Raw genomic sequence first — 18637 nt, forward strand, 5'->3', positions numbered from 1 at the left:
GGGCTGGGGATGATTCAGGATCGATTCAGAGACATTGCGGCGGTGGACGGTTCGCTCATCTACGGGCCACCGCACGAGACCTCCGACGGCACCACCGTCATTACGGTGACTGGGACCGGTGGGTTCTTCCGGCCCCGCCCGCGCCCGCTCGGGGTGTTCGTGGTGCACGGGGGAGAGGTCACCTGGGAGCCGGCGACCGACAAGCAACTGGTCGCGCTGCTGGGGGTGCTGACGGGATTGATCGCGGCCGCCTTCGCGACCGGGGCCATGCTACGTCGCCCGCCGTGGCCGGATATCCGGATCACCAGCACCAGCTGAGGGATCGGGCGAGCGCTAGCGGTAGCCGCTCAGTTGGATCGTCAGGACGCGTTCGAGTTGCCGGACGCTGTCGGGCGTCCCCGCGGCGAGAGTTGTTCGGGCTCCGGCGAACCTGTCGAAGACCAGGCCCTCGATCACCGCGATGAGATCGGCCGCCGCGTCGGCGGGCGCCTCCGCGCCGAGGGCTCGGCAGAGTTCGGTGGCGTGCCGATGCGAGAAGAGGCAGCCGGTGTGGAACAACCGCCGAGGACCGGCATCGAGGCGGCCGTACCCGCGCGCGGTATCGCCGAGTGGCTGGATCGCCTACTGGCACAGCGCCGTAACCACCTGATAGTGCGCCACGCCTTGATCATCGACCTGCTGCCCGACGCCGAACTGCACGCCAGACTCGTCCGGCCTTCGTGACGCCTGCATCGCTTGCCGCAGCTGGATGCAGGTCTGCGCCGAAAGGCTCACCTTCTTCTCCCGCAGCCGAATCCGGGTCCGCGCCGGCCAGCCGCCCTGCAGTTCCCGCAGCAGGCAACATGCCACCCGCGGCCGCGAAATCTGTGCGCGAGCGCAGCGCGATGCGGTCGACGATCGCCTCGATCAACGCGCGCTTGGTGCGGAAATAGTAGGACGTCGACCCCGCTGGCAGCTCCAGAGCGGTGTCGAGCGCGCGATGAGTCAGGGCCCGGAGTCCCTGCGCGGCAATGAGATCGATCGCGCTGTCCACGATCAGCACGCGCCGATCGGTTGTGGAGATGGTCACCTTCGCTCCTGTTCGCCCCGGCAATCCTCTACAACTATAGAGGTTCCTCTACGAATGTAGAGGGCTTGGGAGGTTGCTGTGGATACCTGTGGATTGGTTCTCGACCACGACCAGCGCATTGCCGCCGACCGGCTGGCCGCCCTGACCCGCACGGCGGGCTGGGGCCGCCGCGAGCCGTCCGACCACCGCGTTCGGGGCAACGGCCGAGGTCTCGATGGCCGGTCCGCCGGCGACGGAGCATCAGAGCCCTGTGACCGGACCATGCCGTCGGCGCGTTCGCGGCGGGCCCACCCGCTGGGACGGTGGGCCCGCCGCCTGTCCGGGCTGTTCGCATCCCATGCCCAGGCGCACCGGACCTCCACGCCCCCACGCGGCCTCTACCTGCACGGCGGCCCCGGCCGAGGCAAAACCATGCTCATGGACCGCTTCCTGGCCGATGTCGACCCGAAACGCGCCCGCCGCTTCCACTTCCACGGCTTCTACGCCCGGCTGCACGCCGCCATCCACGACTACGGCGACGTGGACGCCGCCGCCCTCGCCCTGCTCGGCGACGCCGACCTGATCTGCTTCGACGAATTCCACGTGCACGACAGCGGCGACGCGCGCCTGGTCATTCGTCTGCTCGAGGTGCTCTTCGCCCGCCCGATCACGCTGGTGCTCACCTCGAACTACGCTCCCCGCGACCTGCTCCCGAACCCGTTGTTCCACAGCATGTTCGAGCCGACGATCGACCTCATTCTGGAACACCTGGACGTGCTCCCGGTGAACGGCCCGGTCGACTACCGCACCCTGGGCGAACGGAACACCGGCTTCGCGGCCGGGTCGTACATCGTCGGCCCCTGCCCGCTGACGGGCCACGCCGAGGTCCCGATCGCCCACCGCCGCATGACGGCCCGCGCCGCCGGCAACGATGCCCTGACGGTCGATTTCGCCGACCTGTGCGGAACCCCGGTCGCCGCCTCGGATTACCTGCCCCTGACCGAGCGCTTCCACCACTGGACGGTGTGCGCCGTCCCCGACCTCACCACCGTCCCCGCCGACTGGGTCATGCGCTTCGTGAACCTGGTCGACATCCTCTACGACGCCGACCTCCCCCTGACCCTCTACGCCGACGTCCCGCGCGCGTCCCTGGGCGCGCACGTCGCCCGCGTCCCCGACCTCTACCGCACCCTGAGCCGCCTCGGCGAGCTGACCCTCGAGCCGCAGCCCGCCACTCGCTAGCCGCTCGGTGCTCGCGACCGGTGTCGTCCCCGGCCGGGCCCGCGCACCCGGCTGATGCTCGGGCGTGCCCGCCGGCCCCCACCTCCGCACCCGGAGTCCGGCGAACAACCGCCCGGCGACGCCCGGGTGAACCCGCCGACCAGATCGACGCGCGGGATTCATGTTCCGGCCACGCGCACGGGGTCTCGCGTTGCGGCCGCCTTTCTACCGTGCTGGAGGAGGCAGCACCGAACCGGAGGGGACCGATGCGAATCCGCGAGCAGGCCGCCAAGGCCCAGCAATCCCGGGGTTCCGGCCGCCGGAATCCGAGCATCCCCGGCGTCCGGCTGCGGGTGCTGGTTGTCGCCGAGTCCTTTCTTCCCCAGGTCAACGGCGTCACCAATTCCGTCCGCCGGGTCCTCGACCACCTGGCAGCCAAGGGCCACGAGGCGGTGCTGGTCGCGCCCACCGGACCACCCAGGTACGCGGGCTTCCGGGTACACGTGGTGCGGGGGGCGCGACTTCCCTTCTACCGTGACTTCCGCATCGGGCTCGAGACGCGCCGCCGATTGCGCCGCGTCATCCGGGAATTCGAGCCCGACGTGGTGCACATCGCCTCCCCGGCCACCCTCGGCTATCAGGCCGCCCGGGTAGCGGGCGAACTCGGCATCCCCACCGTGGCCATCTACCAGACCGATCTGGTCGGCTTCGCCGAACGCTACGACCTGCCGGGCGGCGTGCGCACCATGGCCGCGCTCACCCGGCGCATCCACCTGCAGGTCGATCGCACCCTGGCCCCGTCCACCGCGAGCCTGCGCCAGCTGGAGCTGATGGGCATCCCGGGTCTGGCGCGCTGGCCGCGCGGGGTCGACCTGGAGCAGTTCGGACCCTTCCGCCGCTCGGCGGAACTGCGAGAACGCCTCGCGCCCAACGGCGAAACTCTCGTGGGCTACGTCGGCCGCCTGGCCCCGGAGAAGGAACTCGAACTCCTGGCCCATCTGCGCCCGCTGCCCGGCGTACGCCTGGTCGTGGTCGGCGGCGGCCCGGAGGAGAAGCGCCTGCGCAAACTGCTGCCGGGCGCCGCCTTCCTGGGTGTGCTGCACGGGGACGAGCTGGGCGCGGCCTACGCCTCGCTCGACGTCTTCGTGCACACCGGCCGGCACGAAACCTATTGCCAGGCAGCCCAGGAGGCGCTGGCCTCGGGTGTGCCGGTGGTCGCGCCGCGCTCGGGCGGTCCCATCGACGTGGTCGATCCCGGGGCCGGATTCCTGTACCCGCCGGGTGACACGGCGGCCCTGGTGGACCACGTGCGCCGCCTGGTGGACGATCCGCGCCTGCGGGAGCGGACCGCCGCCGCGGCACAGCGCAGTGTGCGCGACCGATCCTGGTCCGCCGTCAATGATCTGCTGATCCGGCACTACCGCGAGGTGATCGGACAGCGCCACTCTCTGCCAGGTAGCGGTGACCTTCGTGCCCCGCTCACCAAGGAGGCGTCCTGATGCTGCGCATATCCGTCATCGGCACCGGCTATCTGGGTGCCACCCATGCCGCCGGCATGGCCGAACTCGGTTTCGACGTGCTCGGCGTGGACAACAATCCCGCCAAGGCCACGGCCCTGGCGGCCGGGCTGGTGCCCTTCCACGAGCCGGGTCTGCCGGAGTTGCTGTCCGGCCACGTGTCCGCGGGCAAGCTCCGCTTCGGCACCTCGCTGCCCGAGGCCGCGCGCTTCGCCGACATCCATTTCCTCTGTGTGGGAACCCCGCCCGGCCCGCACGGCGCCGCCGATCTGTCCCAGCTGTATTCGGCGCTGGACGGTCTGGTCCCGCACCTGACCCGCAACTGCCTGATCGTCGGCAAGTCCACGGTGCCGGTGGGCACCGCGCAGGCGCTGGCCGCGCGCATCGCGGACCTGGCACCGGAGGGCATTTCGGTAGACCTGGCCTGGAACCCGGAGTTCCTGCGCGAGGGGCACGCGGTGTTCGACACCCTGCACCCCAACCGCCTGGTCTTCGGGGTCACCACCCCCGACGCGGAATGGGCGCTGCGCCAGGTGTACGCCACCCCGATCGCGGACGGCGCACCGGTCGTGATCACCAACCTGCCGACCTCGGAATTGATCAAGGTCGCCGCCAATGCCTTTCTGGCGACGAAGATCTCGTTCATCAACGCCATGGCCGAGCTGTGCGAGCTGACCGGCGCCGACGTGACCCAGCTGGCCGACGCGCTCGGGCACGACGATCGCATCGGCCGCAAATTCCTCGGCGCCGGACTGGGTTACGGCGGCGGCTGTCTGCCCAAGGACGTGCGCGCGCTCATCGCTCGCGCGGGTGAGCTCGGCGCGAGCGAGTCGGTGGATTTCCTGCGCGACATCGACGCCATCAACGTGCGCCGCCGCGAACGCGTGGTGGACATGACGCTGGATCTGTTGCGCGGCACCGGCCGTCGCCCGCGCGGCCGGGTGGGCATTCTCGGCATCGCCTTCAAGCCGCTCTCGGACGACGTCCGCGATTCCCCGGCCCTGGATGTGGCGGTGCGCCTGCAGGCCGCGGGCATCGAGGTGACGGCCTTCGATCCGGCCGCGACCGCGCCCGCCCGCGCGGTGGCCCCGCAGCTGGTCTACGCCGCGACCGCGGCCGCCGCCCTGCACGAGGCCGACGTGGTCCTGCACCTCACCGAATGGAACGAGTTCCGGGAACTGGACCCGGTTTTCCTGCGCTCGGTGGTGCGCGGCGGCGTCCTGATCGACGCCCGCAACACCCTGGATCCCGCGCCCTGGCTGGCCGCGGGCTGGGACTTCCGCGCCCTGGGCCGCCTCGTCGAGTCCGAGTCGGCGACCACCCCCGCCTCGATCCCGGTCCGGGACTACACCGCCGCCCGCGCCCGCATGCGCCGCGCCCGTCCCGAAACCCCCGCCACCCCGCCCGATTCCCCCCTGACCCGCCTCCGCGCCCGCGTCCGCCGCACGGCCTGAACCACCCGAGCGAATCGGCCACCGGCCCGCTCGCCGGAAGCCCTTCGCGCGTGGCTAATTGTGCGCGTTCACAGGAGAACCCGTGCCAGTTAGTGCTGCTTCGGCCCCGGGATATATGCGTAATCCATATATGTAACCGGTGTTACCCATTTCCCCACTGACGGACCTACCGGCATGTAACTATGTGCCTGATTTGCAGGACTCTGGTTAGGGGTAGATGTGACTGGGGTGGGGACGCTGGCATCTCGCGCGATCGGGCTGATCGCGCTGCTGGTGCTGGCCGTGGTCGCCCTGCGCGGCCACATTCCCGGCGCCGGCTGGCCTTCCGCGCCGCACACCCCGTCGGCCGTCGCGGTGGCGCTCATGCCGGTGCTGCTGCTGGTCTCGGTCGTGATCCTGGCGGCGGGCGTCATCAACTCCCAGCACCGCCTGCCACTGTCCATGCCGGAGCCGGACCTCACCCCGGCGCGCGGCCCCCGCAAACTGGGCAGGCTCGGGCTCCTGGTGCTCATCGGCGTGACCGCGGTGGCGCTGCTGTGCACCGCGGTGCTGTCGGTGTACCTGGTCGGTCCGGGCCGCGAGGCCGCCACGGACACCCCGGGCACGTCGACCACCGAGACCACCGCGCCGGTGGAACCGCTGCCCCCGCCGTCGGATTCGATCGACAACCCGCCGCTGAGCGGCACCGCCCTCGTCCTGGTCGGCATCGGCGCGGCCCTGCTCGTGCTGGTCGCCATGACCGGCCTGGTGGTGGTCGCGGTGAGTTCCACCCGCCGCCCGCCCGCGAAACCCGGTGTGCCGGAGGCGCCCACGCCCGAAGAGGCGGTCTCGCTGGCCAAGGTTGCGGAGATGGGCCTGGCGGCCATGATCGCGCCCGGCCAGGATCCGCGCACCGCCATCATCGCCTGCTACGTAGCCATGGAACGTGGTCTGGCGCAGGCCCGCGAGGTCGCGCCGCTGGCCTCGGACACCCCGTCCGAGGTGCTGGCGCGCGCCTTCGATCGCGGCTTCCTGCGCGACGCCTCGGCGCGCGAGCTGGTGTCGCTGTTCGAGGAGGCCCGCTTCAGCCCGCACTCCATGCTGGAGTGGCAACGGATGCGGGCCGAGCAATTGCTCCGTATCGTATTGGCGGACCTGCAGGGGCAGGCGGCATGAAAAACGTTGTCGCACTGTGTATCGAGCAGGAATCGGGGTGTGGGGGATGAACCGGATCGGCATAGTCGTCGGTGCGCTGATAGTGGTCGCGGCCCTGGAGTTCGTGGCGTACAGCGGCGAGCGGGACACGTTGCTGCCCTTGGCCGGGATACCGGTCGCGGGGGCGCTGGGCCTGCTGCTGTGGACGTTGTTCGAGCGATCCCGCCGGTCGGGCCCCGGCGACATCGAGGACAACGAAATCGACAACGGCCCGGCGGACATGCTGCGGCGCTGGGAAGCGCGCGCCACCATGCTCGCCGAACGCTCCGAGGGGACGCGGGCGGACTGGGACCGCCACCTGCGGCCCCTGCTGGCCAAGGAGTTCGAACTCACGAGCGGCCACCGCATGGCGAAGAACCGGCGCGCCACCGAGGCCGCCGGACTGCTGCAGTTCGGTCCCGAACTGTGGCGCTGGGTGGATCCGGCCAATTCGGCGCTGCGCGACCAGACCAGCCCCGCGCCGGGCCGACCGGCGCTGGACGAGATCCTGCGCCGCCTCCAGAACATGTGAAACAGGGTTTGAGATGCGAGTACTGATATGAGTTCACCGATGGACGTGACCATCAAGCGCACCGACGCCGTGCTGCGGGAGATGTCCCGGGTGGTGGTCGGCAAACGGGATGAGCTGCAGCTCATCATGATCGCCGTGCTCTCGGGCGGCCATATCCTCATCGAGGATCTGCCCGGCCTGGGTAAGACGCTGATCGCGCGCTCGTTCGCCACGGCTCTCGGGCTGAACTTCACCCGCGTGCAGTTCACGCCGGACCTGCTGCCCGCGGACCTCATCGGTTCCACGATCTACGACATGCATTCGGGCCGGTTCACTTTCCGGCGCGGCCCGGTCTTCACCAACATGCTGCTCGCGGACGAGATCAACCGCACCCCGCCCAAGACGCAGGCCGCGCTGCTCGAAGCCATGGGGGAGGGGCAGGTCTCCATCGACGGCGAGACCTTCCAGCTGCCCAAGCCCTTCGTGGTCATGGCCACCGACAACCCCATCGAGTACGAGGGCACCTATCCGCTGCCGGAGGCGCAGCTGGACCGGTTCGCCATGCAGCTGCGCCTGGGCTACCTGTCGGAGAACGACGAGATGCAGATGATCCGGCGCCGGCTCGAACGCGGCGCCCAGCCCGGGCAGGTCGGCCAGGTGGTCGACGCCGAGGGGCTGATGGAGATGCGGCAGTCGGTGGAGTACGTGACCGTGCACCCGGACGTGGTCGGCTACGTGGTCGCCCTCGCGCACGCCACCCGCGGGCATCCGCAGGTGGAGGTGGGCGCGAGCCCGCGCGCCGAACTCGATCTGGTGCAGATGGCCCGCGCCCGCGCCCTGCTCAACGGCCGCGACTTCGTGGTGCCCGAAGATGTGAAGGCGCTGGCGATTCCGGCCATGGCGCATCGCATCACGCTGCGCCCGGAGATGTGGGTGCGCCGCATTCGCGGTGAGGACGTGATCGCCGAACTGCTGCGCCGGCTCCCGGTGCCGCGCGCCAGCACCCCGGCGTGAGGCGCGCTCGCCCGTGAGACATCGTGATCTGTCCACCGCCATCGAGGCCGAACTCCAGTGGCGGCCCGCGCCATTGGTGTTCATGCTGGCCGCGGTGTCGGCGCCCGCGCTGATCCTGGCGGTGATCTTCGGCCAGTGGCAGCTGGTGGTGTTCGCCGCGCCCATGCTCGGCGTGCTGGCCACCGCGCCGCTGCAGCAGACCCGCACCCGGATCCAGGTGGACGGCGGCGGGGTGGTGCGCTGCTTCGAGACCGAGGAGGTGGTGCTGACCGCGTCCGCCTTCGTGGAGTCCGGGCACGCGCTGCTGCGCGTGCACTCGGAATCGGTGCCCGCCATGGAGATGCGCGTGGAGGAGGCCTTCGATTCCGGGGCCGCGCCCGCCGGTCTGCGGCTGGCGCTCTCGGCCGTGCGGTGGGGCCGCTACCCGGTGCCGGTGCGGGTGACGGCGCTGAGCCCCGCCGGGCTCGCGGTCGCCTCGGTGCGCCTGCCCGCCGGTGAGGTGTACGTGTACCCGATCACCGATCCGCAGCCGATGCGGTTGCCGCGCACCGAACTTCCCGAGCGGATCGGCACCCACCTGACGCGGCGGCACGGCCCTGGCGTGGAGTTCGGCGACGTGCGCGTGTACGCGCCCGGTGACCAGATGCGCACGGTCAACTGGGCGGTGAGCGCGCGGCGCGGCAGGCTCTTCGTCACCGAGCGCTTCACCAACCGGGCCGCGGATGTGGTTGTGCTGGTGGACACCTCGATGCAGGCCCCGGGACCGGCTTCCGATTCGCTGGAGCTGTCGGTGCGCGGCGCGGCACAGGTCGCGCAGTCGGCGCTGCAGTCCGGCGACCGCACCGCGGTGGTGTGCCTGGGCCGTTCGCCGCGCTGGCTGCGCCCCGACATCGGCCGCCGCCAGTTCTATCGCATCGTGGACACCGTGCTGGACGTCGGCGACGAGCACATACCGACCTCGGGCACGCTGGCGCCGCACGGAGCGGTGCCCATCGGCGCGGTGGTGGTGGCGTTCTCGACGCTGCTGGACACCCAATTCGCCCTGTCGCTCATCGATCTGCGCAAGCGCGGGCACGTCGTGGTGGTGGCGGACGTGCTGCGCGGCCCGCCGTTCCACGCCGACGCGGACTCCACGCTCGCGCGCATGTGGCAGCTCGAACGCACCTCCATGTACCGCGATATGGGGACCGTGGGCGTGGATATCGTGCCCTGGCCCGGTGATACGCGGCTCGATCAGGTCATGCGCCTGATTCCCGAACACCGTCGCACCGTGCGGGTGCGCCGATGACCAGATTCCTCGCCGTGCTCTCGGGGCTGCTGCTGACCCTGGCCGTGGCCCTGGTCGAACCGTGGGCGGTGGTGCCCGCCCTGGTTCTGGTCGTGGCCGGCTGGCGGTGGCGGGTGAGCGCCGTCGGTGCGGTCCTGGTCGCGCTGGCCGTGCTCACCCTCACCGATACCGGCGCCCTGATCGCGGGCGCTATCGGTTTGGTGGCCACCACGTATCTGCTGAACACCGCGACGGTCTCCGCTCCGGTGGGAGTGGTTCCGACCACCATTCCCTCGGTGGCCGGAGCACTCGTGTTCACCGTGGCGGCGGGTGCCGCGACGTTGCTGCCCACCGGGCTGGCGTGGATTCCGATCGCCGCGCCGGTCGCGGTGATTCTGCTGTACGCCTTGATCGTTCGCGGCCTGGCCCAGGATCGGCGGCCGGTCGACGCGGTGGGTACGCGGTAGCCGGACCCGGTGCTACTGCAGCGCCGGGGGCATGCGGGTCGGCTTGATCCGGCCCGCGTCGATCAGGATGCGGAAGGCGGCTGCCTTGCGCGGGCACTCCGCGACGGTGCAGCGGCGGTGCTGCTGCATGGTCCGGTGCGCCTCGTACAGCCCGAGCGGATTGTCGGGGGCGCCGTGGGACCAGTCGGAGCGTCTCAGGAGCAGATCGGTGGATGCGGTGTCCTCGTTGCTGATTCGCTGACGAATCCGTTCCACCGAGAGTCTGTCGGGGTCGCGATGTGGATGATGCAGGCTCACGTACGTGACGGCCATGATCGTGAGCATTGCCAGGGTGGCTGTGAACACCTGCCAGCCGGCCATTGGTTCACCTTCTCGTCTATCGGCTGTAGCTCGGGTAAGCGGTTCTTCGGGCCTATCGGAAAAGGCGTCCCACCCGGTACAGCGGTCTACCGAGTAGTTCGCTAGATATTCACCATACGACCGAGGGGGTGCGTTGTGCCAGTACCCAATCGGTCAGAAATAGCCGAATTTCGGCCTATAACAGCAAATTACCGGCAGGTTCCACAGCGAAGTACGCCGAGAGTTTGCGAAGATTTTCCGGATGGCCGATCCCGGTGTCGACGGCCCGCCCGGCCGTGCCCATCCGGGCCCGGACAACGCACTGGGCCGCAACCGTAATCGGTTGCGGCCCAGTGCTTTACACCAGCGGATCAGGCGGTGACCGCCGCCCGCTCACGCTGGAGTTCCAGGGCGATGTCGATGAGCTGATCCTCCTGGCCGCCGACCAGCTTGCGCTTGCCCGCGCGCACCAGCATCTCCGCGGCGGAGACGCCGTAGCGTTCGGCCTGGCGCTCGGCGTGTCGCAGGAAGGACGAGTACACGCCCGCGTAGCCCATCATCAGGGCCTGACGGTCCAGCAGGCACTCGGACGGCATGGCCGGGCGGACGACGTCCTCGGCGGCATCGGTGACGGCGAAGAAGTCCACGCCGGTCTTGACGCCGAGCTTGTCGCACACGCCGATGAACGCCTCGACCGGCAGGTTGCCCGCGCCGGCGCCGAAACGCCGTGCGGAGCCGTCGATCTGGGTCGCGCCGGCGCGCACCGCGTACACCGAGTTCGCCACGGCCAGGCCGAGGTTCTCGTGGCCGTGGAAGCCGACCTGCGCGTCATCGCCGAGCTCGGCGACCAGCGCCGAGACGCGGTCCGAAACCTGTTCCAGCACAAGGGCGCCCGCCGAGTCGACGACGTACACGCACTGGCAGCCCGCGTCGGCCATGATGCGCGCCTGCTTGGCCAGCAGCTCCGGGGTGGTGCTGTGCGCCATCATCAGGAAGCCCACGGTCTCGAGGCCCAGATCCCGCGCGTAGCCGAAGTGCTGAATGGACACATCGGCTTCGGTGCAGTGGGTGGCGATGCGGCAGATGGACGCGCCGTTGTCCTGCGAGATCTTGATGTCCTCCTTGATGCCCACGCCGGGCAGCATCAGGAAGGCGATCTTGGCCTGCTTGGCGGTCTCGGCGGCGGCCTTGATCAGTTCCTGCTCCGGGGTCTTGGAGAACCCGTAGTTGAACGAGGATCCGGCCAGGCCGTCGCCGTGGGTGACCTCGATGACCGGCACGCCGGACGCGTCGAGCGCGCCCACGATGTCGCGGACCTCGGTCACGGTGAACTGGTGACGCTTGTGATGCGAGCCGTCACGCAGCGAGGTGTCGGTGACGCGAACGTCGATTTCGCCCGAGTAGGGCTTCAGCACATTGCTCATGGTCGCTTTTCTCCCTTACACCCGAGCCGAGAGGATCTGATCGGCCAGCACGTCGCCGACCTTGGTGGCCGCGGCCGTCATGATGTCGAGGTTGCCCGCGTACGGCGGCAGGAAGTCGCCCGCGCCCTCGACCTCGACGAAGATCGAAACCTTCGCCAGGCCACCGGAAACCAGCGACGGCTCGTCGAACTGCGGATCGTTCAGCAGACGGTAGCCGGGCACGTACTCCTGGATGGACTTCTCCATGCGGAAGATCGACTCGGAGATCGCGTCGCGGTCGGCGTCCTCGGGAATGGCGCAGAAGATGGTGTCGCGCATGATCATCGGCGGCTCGGCCGGATTCAGGATGATGATGGCCTTGCCGCGCTGGGCGCCGCCGATGGTCTCCACGCCCGCGGAGGTGGTCTTGGTGAACTCGTCGATGTTCGCGCGGGTGCCGGGGCCGGCCGAGACCGAGGCCACCGACGCCACGATCTCGGCGTACGAGACCGGGACCACGCGCGAGACGGCCGCGACCATGGGGATGGTCGCCTGGCCACCGCAGGTGATCATGTTGACGTTCATGGCATCCCGGAGCGTGTCCAGGTTCACCGGCGGGATGACGGCGGGGCCGACCGCGGCGGGGGTGAGGTCGACGGCGCGGATGCCCGCGGCCTCGTACTTCGGCGCGTACGCGCGGTGCACGTAGGCCGAGGTGGCCTCGAACAGCAGATCCGGCTTCTCGTCCAGGGCCAGCAGCCAGTCCGCGCCCTCGGGCGAGGTCTCCAGGCCCAGGCCGCGAGCGCGCTTGAGGCCCTCGGACTCGGGATCGATGCCGACCATCCAGCGCGGCTCGATCTTGTCCGAGCGCAGCAGCTTGTAGAGCAGATCGGTACTGATATTGCCGGACCCGACGATCGCGGCGGTGACTTTGCTTGCGGTCACGGCTTTCTCCTACTTCGGTGAGCTCAGCTGAAGGACAGGTGGACGGAGCCGAGCCCGGTGAACTCGGCGATGAACTCGTCACCCGGGCGGGCGTCGATGGCGCGGGTGCAGGACCCGGGCAGGATGATGTCGCCGGCCTTGAGCCGCACGCCGAACGAGGCGACCTTGCGGGCCAGCCAGGCCACGGCGATGGTGGGATCACCCAGCACGGCGTCCGAGCGGCCCTCGGCGATGACCTCGCCGTTGCGGGTCAGCACGGCGTCGATCGCCTTGATGTCCAGCTGATCCGGGGCCACGCGCTGCTTGCCCAGGACGAATCCGGCGGAGGAGGCGTTATCGGCGATGGTGTCGCACAGGCCGATCTTCCAGTCCTTGATGCGGGTGTCGATCAGCTCGATGGACGGCGCGTACGCGACGGTCGCCTTCAGCACGTCCTCTTCGGTGCACTCCTCGCCGGGCAGGTCCGCGCCCAGGATGAAACCGACCTCGACCTCCACGCGGGGGTACAGGAACTTGGACGTGTCGACCGGGACGTCTTCGAAGACCTCCATCTCCTCGAGGAGATGTCCGTAGTCCGGCTCGTCGACGCCCATCATCTGCTGCATGGCCTTGGAGGACAGGCCCACCTTGTGGCCCACGACCTTGGCGCCGCCCGCGAACCGGCGGCGCATGTTGATCAGCTGGATCTCGTAGGCGTCGACGACGTCGATCTCGGGATGCCGCGCGACCAGGGGGTCGAGCGCGATGCGATCCCGTTCCGCGACGGCGAGTTCGTCCGCCAGTTGAATCCGAAGCGCGTCGGTCAGCACGCTGTGTTCCTTCCATCAGGTGGCCAAGCTGCGGGCCATGCAGTCGAGAGCCTAGAAACTGAAACGAGTTTTTGTGAACAACATCGCCTATTCAGTCCCATCTGCCAGACCAACATAGACCAAACCAGGATTGATTCTATAACGTGTTCTACATGACTGATCGGGATTACGACGTGGTGGTGGTCGGCAGCGGTGCCGCCGGTATGACCGCCGCCCTCACCGCCGCACACCGCGGTCTGCGCGTGGTGCTCATCGAAAAGGCCGCTCACTACGGCGGTTCTACGGCGCGTTCGGGCGGTGGCGTCTGGATTCCCGGCAACAAGGTGCTCAAGGCCGCGGGCAAGGGTGACGACCTCGACGAGGCGCGCACCTACCTCTACAGCATCATCGGCGACGTGGTGCCCAAGGAGAAGATCGATACCTACCTCGATCGCGGCGCCGAGGCGTTCGACTTCGTGCTGGACCACTCGCCGCTGAAGATGACCTGGGTGCCGGGCTACTCCGACTACTACCCGGAGGCACCGGGCGGTAAGGCGGACGGCCGTTCGTGCGAACCCAAGCCCTTCAACACCAAGATCCTCGGCGACGAGCGCTTCAAGCTCGAGCCCCCCTACAGCAAGGCGCCGCTGAACGTGGTCGTCATGCAGGCGGACTTCAAGAAGCTCAACCTGATTCGCCGCCATCCCGTCGGCATCGCCCGGGTGCTGCGCGTCGGCACGCGCTGGGCGTGGGGCAAGGTCACCGGCAAGGCGCTGGTCGGCATGGGCCAGGCGATCATCTCCGGCATGCGCAAGGGCCTCATGGACGCCAACGTGCCGGTCCTGCTGGACACCCCGCTCACCGGACTGATCGTCGAGAACGGCGTGGTCACCGGCGTCGAGGCCACCTCGAACGGCGAGCCCGTGCGCTTCACCGCCAAGTACGGCGTGGTGCTGGCCGCCGGCGGGTTCGAGCACAACGCGGACATGCGGCACAAGTACCAGCGTGAGCCCATCACCACCGAGTGGACCACCGGAGCCAAGGCCAACGAGGGCGACGGCATCCAGGCCGGCATCGCGGTCGGGGCCGACACCGATTTCATGGAGGACGCCTGGTGGGGTCCGACCACGTTCAAGGGTCAGGGCAAGCCGTGGTTCGCACTGGCCGAGCGCAATCTGCCGGGCAGCATCATGGTCAACGACGAGGGCGCGCGCTTCGGTAATGAGTCCGCTCCTTACGTCGAGGCCGTGCACACCATGTACGGCGGCGAATACGGGCAGGGTGAAGGTCCGGGCGAGAACGTGCCGTGCTGGCTGGTTTTCGATAATCGCTACCGGAGTCGCTACATCTTCGCCGGTTTGCAGCCTGGCCAGCGGATTCCGTCCCGCTGGATGGAAAACGACCTGATCGTGGTGGCCCCGACGGTGGCGGAGCTGGCCGAGAAGATCGGTGTGCCGGCCGATAGCCTGGCCGCCACCATCGAACGCTTCAACGGGTTCGCCGAGACCGGCAAGGACCTGGACTACCAGCGCGGCGACAGCGCCTACGACCGGTACTACGGCGATCCGACCATCAAGCCGAACCCGTGCCTGAACAAGCTCGAGGTCGGGCCGTTCTACGCGGTCAAGATGGTGCCCGGCGACCTCGGCACCAAGGGCGGCCTGGTCACCGACAACGACGCGCGCGTGCTGCGCGAGGACGGCACCGTCATCGACGGGCTGTACGCGGCGGGCAACAACTCCTCGCCGGTCATGGGCCACACCTACGCCGGTCCCGGCGCGACCATCGGCCCCGCGATCACCTTCGGGTACTTGGCGGCGCTCGACATCGCCGCCAAGGCGAAGAACGGCGCCGCGCCGGTCGCCGAGCAAGCCTCCTGAACCGTCCCAACCCGGTTCAGGATCGGGTTGGGCGCGCTTCCGGGTCACGTCGAATCCGCGTCCAACCCACCCGCCCACCGGCGCCGGTTGCTCTCCGGCGCCGCGGGCGGGACCAATCGAATGTCACCGCGCCCGGTATCCCGCCGAGCGGGCGCGCCGCTTGCGGGCCGGAGCCCCGCGCCGCAGGATCGGACCCGAACTCACGAGGAGAACGTCATGCCCATCGATCCGAATATCGCTCTCGGCGCGGTGCTTCCGTCCGTCGACTTCAGCTGGACGCCCAACGACGTCCAGATCTATCACCTGGCGCTGGGCGCCGGTGCGCGCTGGACCGATCCCGCCGAACTGCGCTACCTGGACGATCGGGCCCCGCAGGTGCTGCCGACCTTCGCGACCGTCGCGCCGTTCTTCCACGAGACCGAGCCGCCCAAGGTGCAGTTCCCCGGCATCGACATCGATCTGGCCAAGGTCGTGCACGGCAGCCAGGAGATCGTGGTGCACAAGCCGATTCCGGCGTCCGGCAAGGCCGTGTTCGAGCGTCGCATCAGCGAGATCTACGACAAGGGCTCGGCCGCGGTGATCTGGCAGGAGCACACCGCCACCAGCTCGGATGGTGAACTGCTGTGGACCGCGCGCTCGTCCATCTTCGCCAAGGGCGAGGGCGGCTTCGGCGGCGATCGCGGGCCCAGCGCCAAGACCGAACTGCCCGACCGCGCACCGGATTTCGAGGTGCTGACCCCGACCCTGCCGCAGCAGGCGCTGCTCTACCGCATGTGCGGTGACCGCAACCCGCTGCACTCGGATCCGGAGTTCGCCCGCAACGCCGGGTTCCCGAATCCGATCATGCACGGCCTCGGCACCTACGGCATCGTCTGCAAGGCCGCCACCGACGCGGTCCTGGGCTCGGACGCCACCCGCGTCCGCGGCTTCCGCACACGCTTCGCGGGCGTGCTGTACCCGGGCGAGACCCTGCGCACCCGGATCTGGCAGCAGGGCAACGAACTTCTCATCACCGCCACGGTGGTGGAGCGCGAGGACGCGCCCGTGCTGGCCGACGTGGTGCTCACCTACGCCTGATCCTTCCTCGTACCCCGGGTGGGCCGCGACCGTATACGGTCGCGGCCCATTCGTTTTCGGTGCCTCCGGGGTGTCGGCCGTCCCTGGAATACTCCCGGTCGACCACGGTGGGGGGATCTGGAAGGGAACGGGTATGCCGATCACCAATCAGCAGTTGAGCGCTCACGAATTCCTGGGGCTCATGTACGCGGACGACTACTACCCGCGGCATCTGGTCGATCTGGGGAAGGCGATTCTGGTGCGCCTGTGCGAGCGAATCGAGGCCGAGCGTCCCGGTGATCTGGCCGCGCTGTATTCGCTCACGCACGCGGCGACCGCGGAATTCAATGAGTTGGAAGGTGAATTCGGTTCGGCGGGAAGTGAATTCGATACCGTCGCGCGGGAGGAGATCGGCGAGGATTTCGGAATCGTTGCGGCCGCCTACGGTTTTCACGATGCGGACGTCGAGGAGCTGATCGCGCCCCGCGAGTGGTGACGGCGGGCGTCTCACGTCTCGATCGGATCGCTCTGCGTGGACGTAGGGACAAAAAGCGCAGACTCGAAGGCATTCAAAGTCTTTCCACCGCTTCCTAGTGTTGACCGTGTTGGTTCGACCGGTTCAAGGAGGAAGCTCATGCGTGCGGTGGTTCAGAAGGCGTTCGGCGGGTCCGAGGTGCTCGAGGTGGTCGAGGTCGACAAGCCCGGCCTGCTCTCGGGTGAGGTGCTGGTGCGGGTGCACGCCAGCTCGGTGAATCCGGTGGACGTGGCGGTGCGGGCGGGGTACTTCCCGCTGCTCGGGCAGCCGCCGTTCGGGGTGGGATGGGACTACTCGGGGGTGGTCGAGCAGGCCGGGCCGGGGGCTCGATACCGGGTGGGGGACGAGGTGTTCGGGATGCCGTTCTTCCCGCGGGCGGCCACGGGGTACGCCGAGTACGTCGCCGCGCCGTCCCGGCAGCTGGCACGCAAGCCGAAGTCGGTGAGTCACGTGGAGGCGGCGGCGGTGCCGCTGGCGGCGCTGACCGCGTGGCAGGGGCTGGTGGATCACGCCGGCGTCGGTCCGGGGGACCGGGTGCTGATCCACCGGGCCGCGGGCGGGGTCGGGCACTTCGCGGTGCAGATCGCCAAGGCGCGCGGTGCGTACGTGATCGCGCTGGCGAGCGCGGCCAAGCACGATTTCGTGCGCTCGCTCGGCGCGGACGAGGTGATCGATTACCGCACAACCGATTACGCCGAGGTGCTCGGTGATCTCGACGTGGTGTTCGATTCCAACGCCGAAGGGGAGCGGGCGCTGCGGGTGCTGAAGCCGGGCGGGATCCTGGTGAGCATCATGGAGCACGTGAATCCGGAGCGGGCCGCGCAGGTGGAGGCCGCCGGGCGCCGGTTCGCGGGGGTGTCGGTGGAGCCGGACTACGCCGCGCTGGAGGCCATCGCTGAGCTGATCGACGCGGGTGCGGTGCGGCCGCACGTCTCGCTGGTGGTGCCGCTCGCGGAGGTGGCGCGGGCGCACGACGCGGTGGGGTCGGGGCAGACTGTGGGCAAAGTGGTGCTCACGCTCGATCGCGACTGAGTCGCGGGTCGGCGCCGGGGCCGGATCGACACGAGGAGAACGGGACGATGGACGTCCTCACCGAGGCGCTGGCCTCGATGCGAACGGGTGCGCCGTCCTCGGTGCGCACGCAGGGCCGCGCACCGTGGGGCATGCTGTTGCCGCCGGTGCTCGGCGCGGGTTTCCACGTCGTGCTGCAGGGCACGTGCTGGATCATCCCCAATGCCGAGACCGACGAGGCGATAGCGCTCGGCCCCGGCGACGTGATCTTCCTGCGCGACGGCGCCGGCCACATCCTGGCCGATCACCCGAGCACCCCCGCGTCGGTGCCGGGTCCCGATCGGTACACCCACGCCCCGCCGATCGGCGCCATATCGCTCGGTGGCGACGGCCCCCTGACGAGCCTGCTGTGCGGCAACTATCACCTGGACGGCGGCCGCCGTCATCCCCTGCTGCGCCAGCTCCCCGAGTTCATCCATCTCCCCGCCCGCCACGGCCACCACCCCGGCCTGACCGCCGCGGTTCAGCTCCTGGGCGCCGAGCTCGACAACCCCCGGATCGGCAGCCACGGCATAGTCCCCGCCCTGATCGACTCCCTCCTGCTCTACATCCTGCGCGCCTGGATCGAGGACCAGCCCGCCTCCGAGGCGGTGGGATGGGCTGCGGCCCTGCGCGATCCGGCGATAGCCCCCGCCCTCGCCGCGATGCACGAGCACCCCGCGACCCCCTGGACGGTCCAGTCCCTCGCCGACCACGCCGGCCTGTCCCGCGCCGCCTTCGCCAAACGCTTCACGACGATGGTCGGCGAGCCACCCCTGTCGTACCTGACCCGCTGGCGCCTGACGACCGCCGCGAGACTCCTCCGCGAACAAGACACCCCCGTATCAACCGTGGCAACCCGAACCGGCTACACCTCCGAGTTCGCCTTCGCCAAGGCCTTCAAACGCGAGTACGGGGTGGGGGGGGGGGGGGGGCCGGCGCGCGGGGGCCGCGGGGCGGCGGCGCGGC

The 18637-nt window shown here is 69.4% G+C and carries 20 protein-coding genes; 14 read left to right on the forward strand and 6 right to left on the reverse strand.

Annotation, left to right across the window (positions count from 1 at the left end):
• Positions 1-9 precede the first annotated feature (9 nt).
• The gene (locus ACWIGI_RS24695) at positions 10-318 is read left to right on the forward strand and encodes a hypothetical protein (RefSeq protein ID WP_454204799.1); all 309 of its coding nucleotides are present in this window, start codon (positions 10-12) and stop codon (positions 316-318) included.
• A gap of 15 nt (positions 319-333) precedes the next feature.
• Here ACWIGI_RS24695 and ACWIGI_RS24700 read toward each other — a convergent pair whose 3' ends face one another.
• Both ACWIGI_RS24700 and ACWIGI_RS24705 read right to left on the reverse strand, forming a co-directional pair.
• Positions 334-558: a hypothetical protein gene (locus ACWIGI_RS24700; protein WP_454204800.1), complete on the reverse strand. Its 225-nt coding sequence runs from the start codon at positions 556-558 to the stop codon at positions 334-336.
• 109 nt (positions 559-667) lie between these two features.
• Positions 668-1069, reverse strand: a complete 402-nt coding sequence (locus ACWIGI_RS24705; protein ID WP_454204801.1) for a TetR/AcrR family transcriptional regulator — start codon at positions 1067-1069, stop codon at positions 668-670.
• Between the two features lie 78 nt (positions 1070-1147).
• On the opposite strand from ACWIGI_RS24705, the gene zapE reads away from it, so the two are divergent.
• From zapE to ACWIGI_RS24745, 8 genes are all read left to right on the forward strand, one after another.
• Positions 1148-2290 carry a cell division protein ZapE gene (gene zapE / locus ACWIGI_RS24710; RefSeq protein ID WP_454204802.1) on the forward strand — a complete coding sequence of 381 codons (1143 nt, stop codon included), beginning with the start codon at positions 1148-1150 and terminating at the stop codon, positions 2288-2290.
• A 326-nt stretch (positions 2291-2616) separates the two neighbouring features.
• Positions 2617-3768: a glycosyltransferase family 4 protein gene (locus ACWIGI_RS24715; RefSeq protein WP_454204838.1), complete on the forward strand. Its 1152-nt coding sequence runs from the start codon at positions 2617-2619 to the stop codon at positions 3766-3768.
• Positions 3769-3770: 2 nt separating this feature from the next.
• Entirely contained in the window at positions 3771-5240 is a 1470-nt protein-coding gene (locus ACWIGI_RS24720) for a UDP-glucose dehydrogenase family protein (protein ID WP_454204839.1), read from the forward strand.
• A 219-nt stretch (positions 5241-5459) separates the two neighbouring features.
• The gene (locus ACWIGI_RS24725) at positions 5460-6395 is read left to right on the forward strand and encodes a DUF4129 domain-containing protein (RefSeq protein WP_454204803.1); all 936 of its coding nucleotides are present in this window, start codon (positions 5460-5462) and stop codon (positions 6393-6395) included.
• 46 nt (positions 6396-6441) lie between these two features.
• The gene (locus ACWIGI_RS24730; RefSeq protein WP_454204804.1) at positions 6442-6945 is read left to right on the forward strand and encodes a hypothetical protein; all 504 of its coding nucleotides are present in this window, start codon (positions 6442-6444) and stop codon (positions 6943-6945) included.
• A gap of 27 nt (positions 6946-6972) precedes the next feature.
• The gene (locus tag ACWIGI_RS24735; protein WP_454204805.1) at positions 6973-7938 is read left to right on the forward strand and encodes an AAA family ATPase; all 966 of its coding nucleotides are present in this window, start codon (positions 6973-6975) and stop codon (positions 7936-7938) included.
• A 13-nt stretch (positions 7939-7951) separates the two neighbouring features.
• Positions 7952-9226: a DUF58 domain-containing protein gene (locus ACWIGI_RS24740; RefSeq protein WP_454204806.1), complete on the forward strand. Its 1275-nt coding sequence runs from the start codon at positions 7952-7954 to the stop codon at positions 9224-9226.
• Complete coding sequence (locus tag ACWIGI_RS24745) at positions 9223-9672, forward strand: hypothetical protein (protein WP_454204807.1); 450 nt, start codon at positions 9223-9225, stop codon at positions 9670-9672. The genes ACWIGI_RS24740 and ACWIGI_RS24745 overlap by 4 nt, the downstream gene beginning before the upstream one ends.
• 12 nt (positions 9673-9684) lie before the next feature.
• Here ACWIGI_RS24745 and ACWIGI_RS24750 read toward each other — a convergent pair whose 3' ends face one another.
• From ACWIGI_RS24750 to ACWIGI_RS24765, 4 genes are all read right to left on the reverse strand, one after another.
• Positions 9685-10032, reverse strand: a complete 348-nt coding sequence (locus ACWIGI_RS24750) for a hypothetical protein (RefSeq protein ID WP_454204808.1) — start codon at positions 10030-10032, stop codon at positions 9685-9687.
• Positions 10033-10382: 350 nt separating this feature from the next.
• The gene (gene dmpG / locus ACWIGI_RS24755) at positions 10383-11435 is read right to left on the reverse strand and encodes a 4-hydroxy-2-oxovalerate aldolase (protein WP_454204809.1); all 1053 of its coding nucleotides are present in this window, start codon (positions 11433-11435) and stop codon (positions 10383-10385) included.
• A gap of 15 nt (positions 11436-11450) precedes the next feature.
• A complete protein-coding gene (locus tag ACWIGI_RS24760) occupies positions 11451-12359 on the reverse strand; it encodes an acetaldehyde dehydrogenase (acetylating) (RefSeq protein ID WP_454204810.1) in 909 nt (302 codons plus the stop codon).
• A gap of 23 nt (positions 12360-12382) precedes the next feature.
• Positions 12383-13168, reverse strand: a complete 786-nt coding sequence (locus ACWIGI_RS24765; RefSeq protein ID WP_454204811.1) for a 2-keto-4-pentenoate hydratase — start codon at positions 13166-13168, stop codon at positions 12383-12385.
• Between the two features lie 152 nt (positions 13169-13320).
• Between ACWIGI_RS24765 and kstD the strand changes: the two genes are divergently transcribed.
• From kstD to ACWIGI_RS24790, 5 genes are all read left to right on the forward strand, one after another.
• Positions 13321-15027, forward strand: a complete 1707-nt coding sequence (kstD, locus tag ACWIGI_RS24770) for a 3-oxosteroid 1-dehydrogenase (RefSeq protein WP_454204812.1) — start codon at positions 13321-13323, stop codon at positions 15025-15027.
• 216 nt (positions 15028-15243) lie between these two features.
• The gene (locus ACWIGI_RS24775) at positions 15244-16104 is read left to right on the forward strand and encodes a MaoC/PaaZ C-terminal domain-containing protein (RefSeq protein ID WP_454204813.1); all 861 of its coding nucleotides are present in this window, start codon (positions 15244-15246) and stop codon (positions 16102-16104) included.
• A 133-nt stretch (positions 16105-16237) separates the two neighbouring features.
• Positions 16238-16579 (forward strand): DUF5713 family protein, encoded by a 342-nt coding sequence (locus ACWIGI_RS24780; RefSeq protein ID WP_454204814.1) that lies wholly within the window; start codon positions 16238-16240, stop codon positions 16577-16579.
• 138 nt (positions 16580-16717) lie between these two features.
• Complete coding sequence (locus ACWIGI_RS24785; protein WP_454204815.1) at positions 16718-17650, forward strand: NADP-dependent oxidoreductase; 933 nt, start codon at positions 16718-16720, stop codon at positions 17648-17650.
• Positions 17651-17697: 47 nt separating this feature from the next.
• On the forward strand, positions 17698-18637 hold a 940-nt coding region (locus tag ACWIGI_RS24790; protein ID WP_454204816.1), incomplete at its 3' end, for an AraC family transcriptional regulator.

This window comes from Nocardia sp. NPDC055321 (genome assembly GCF_053645575.1).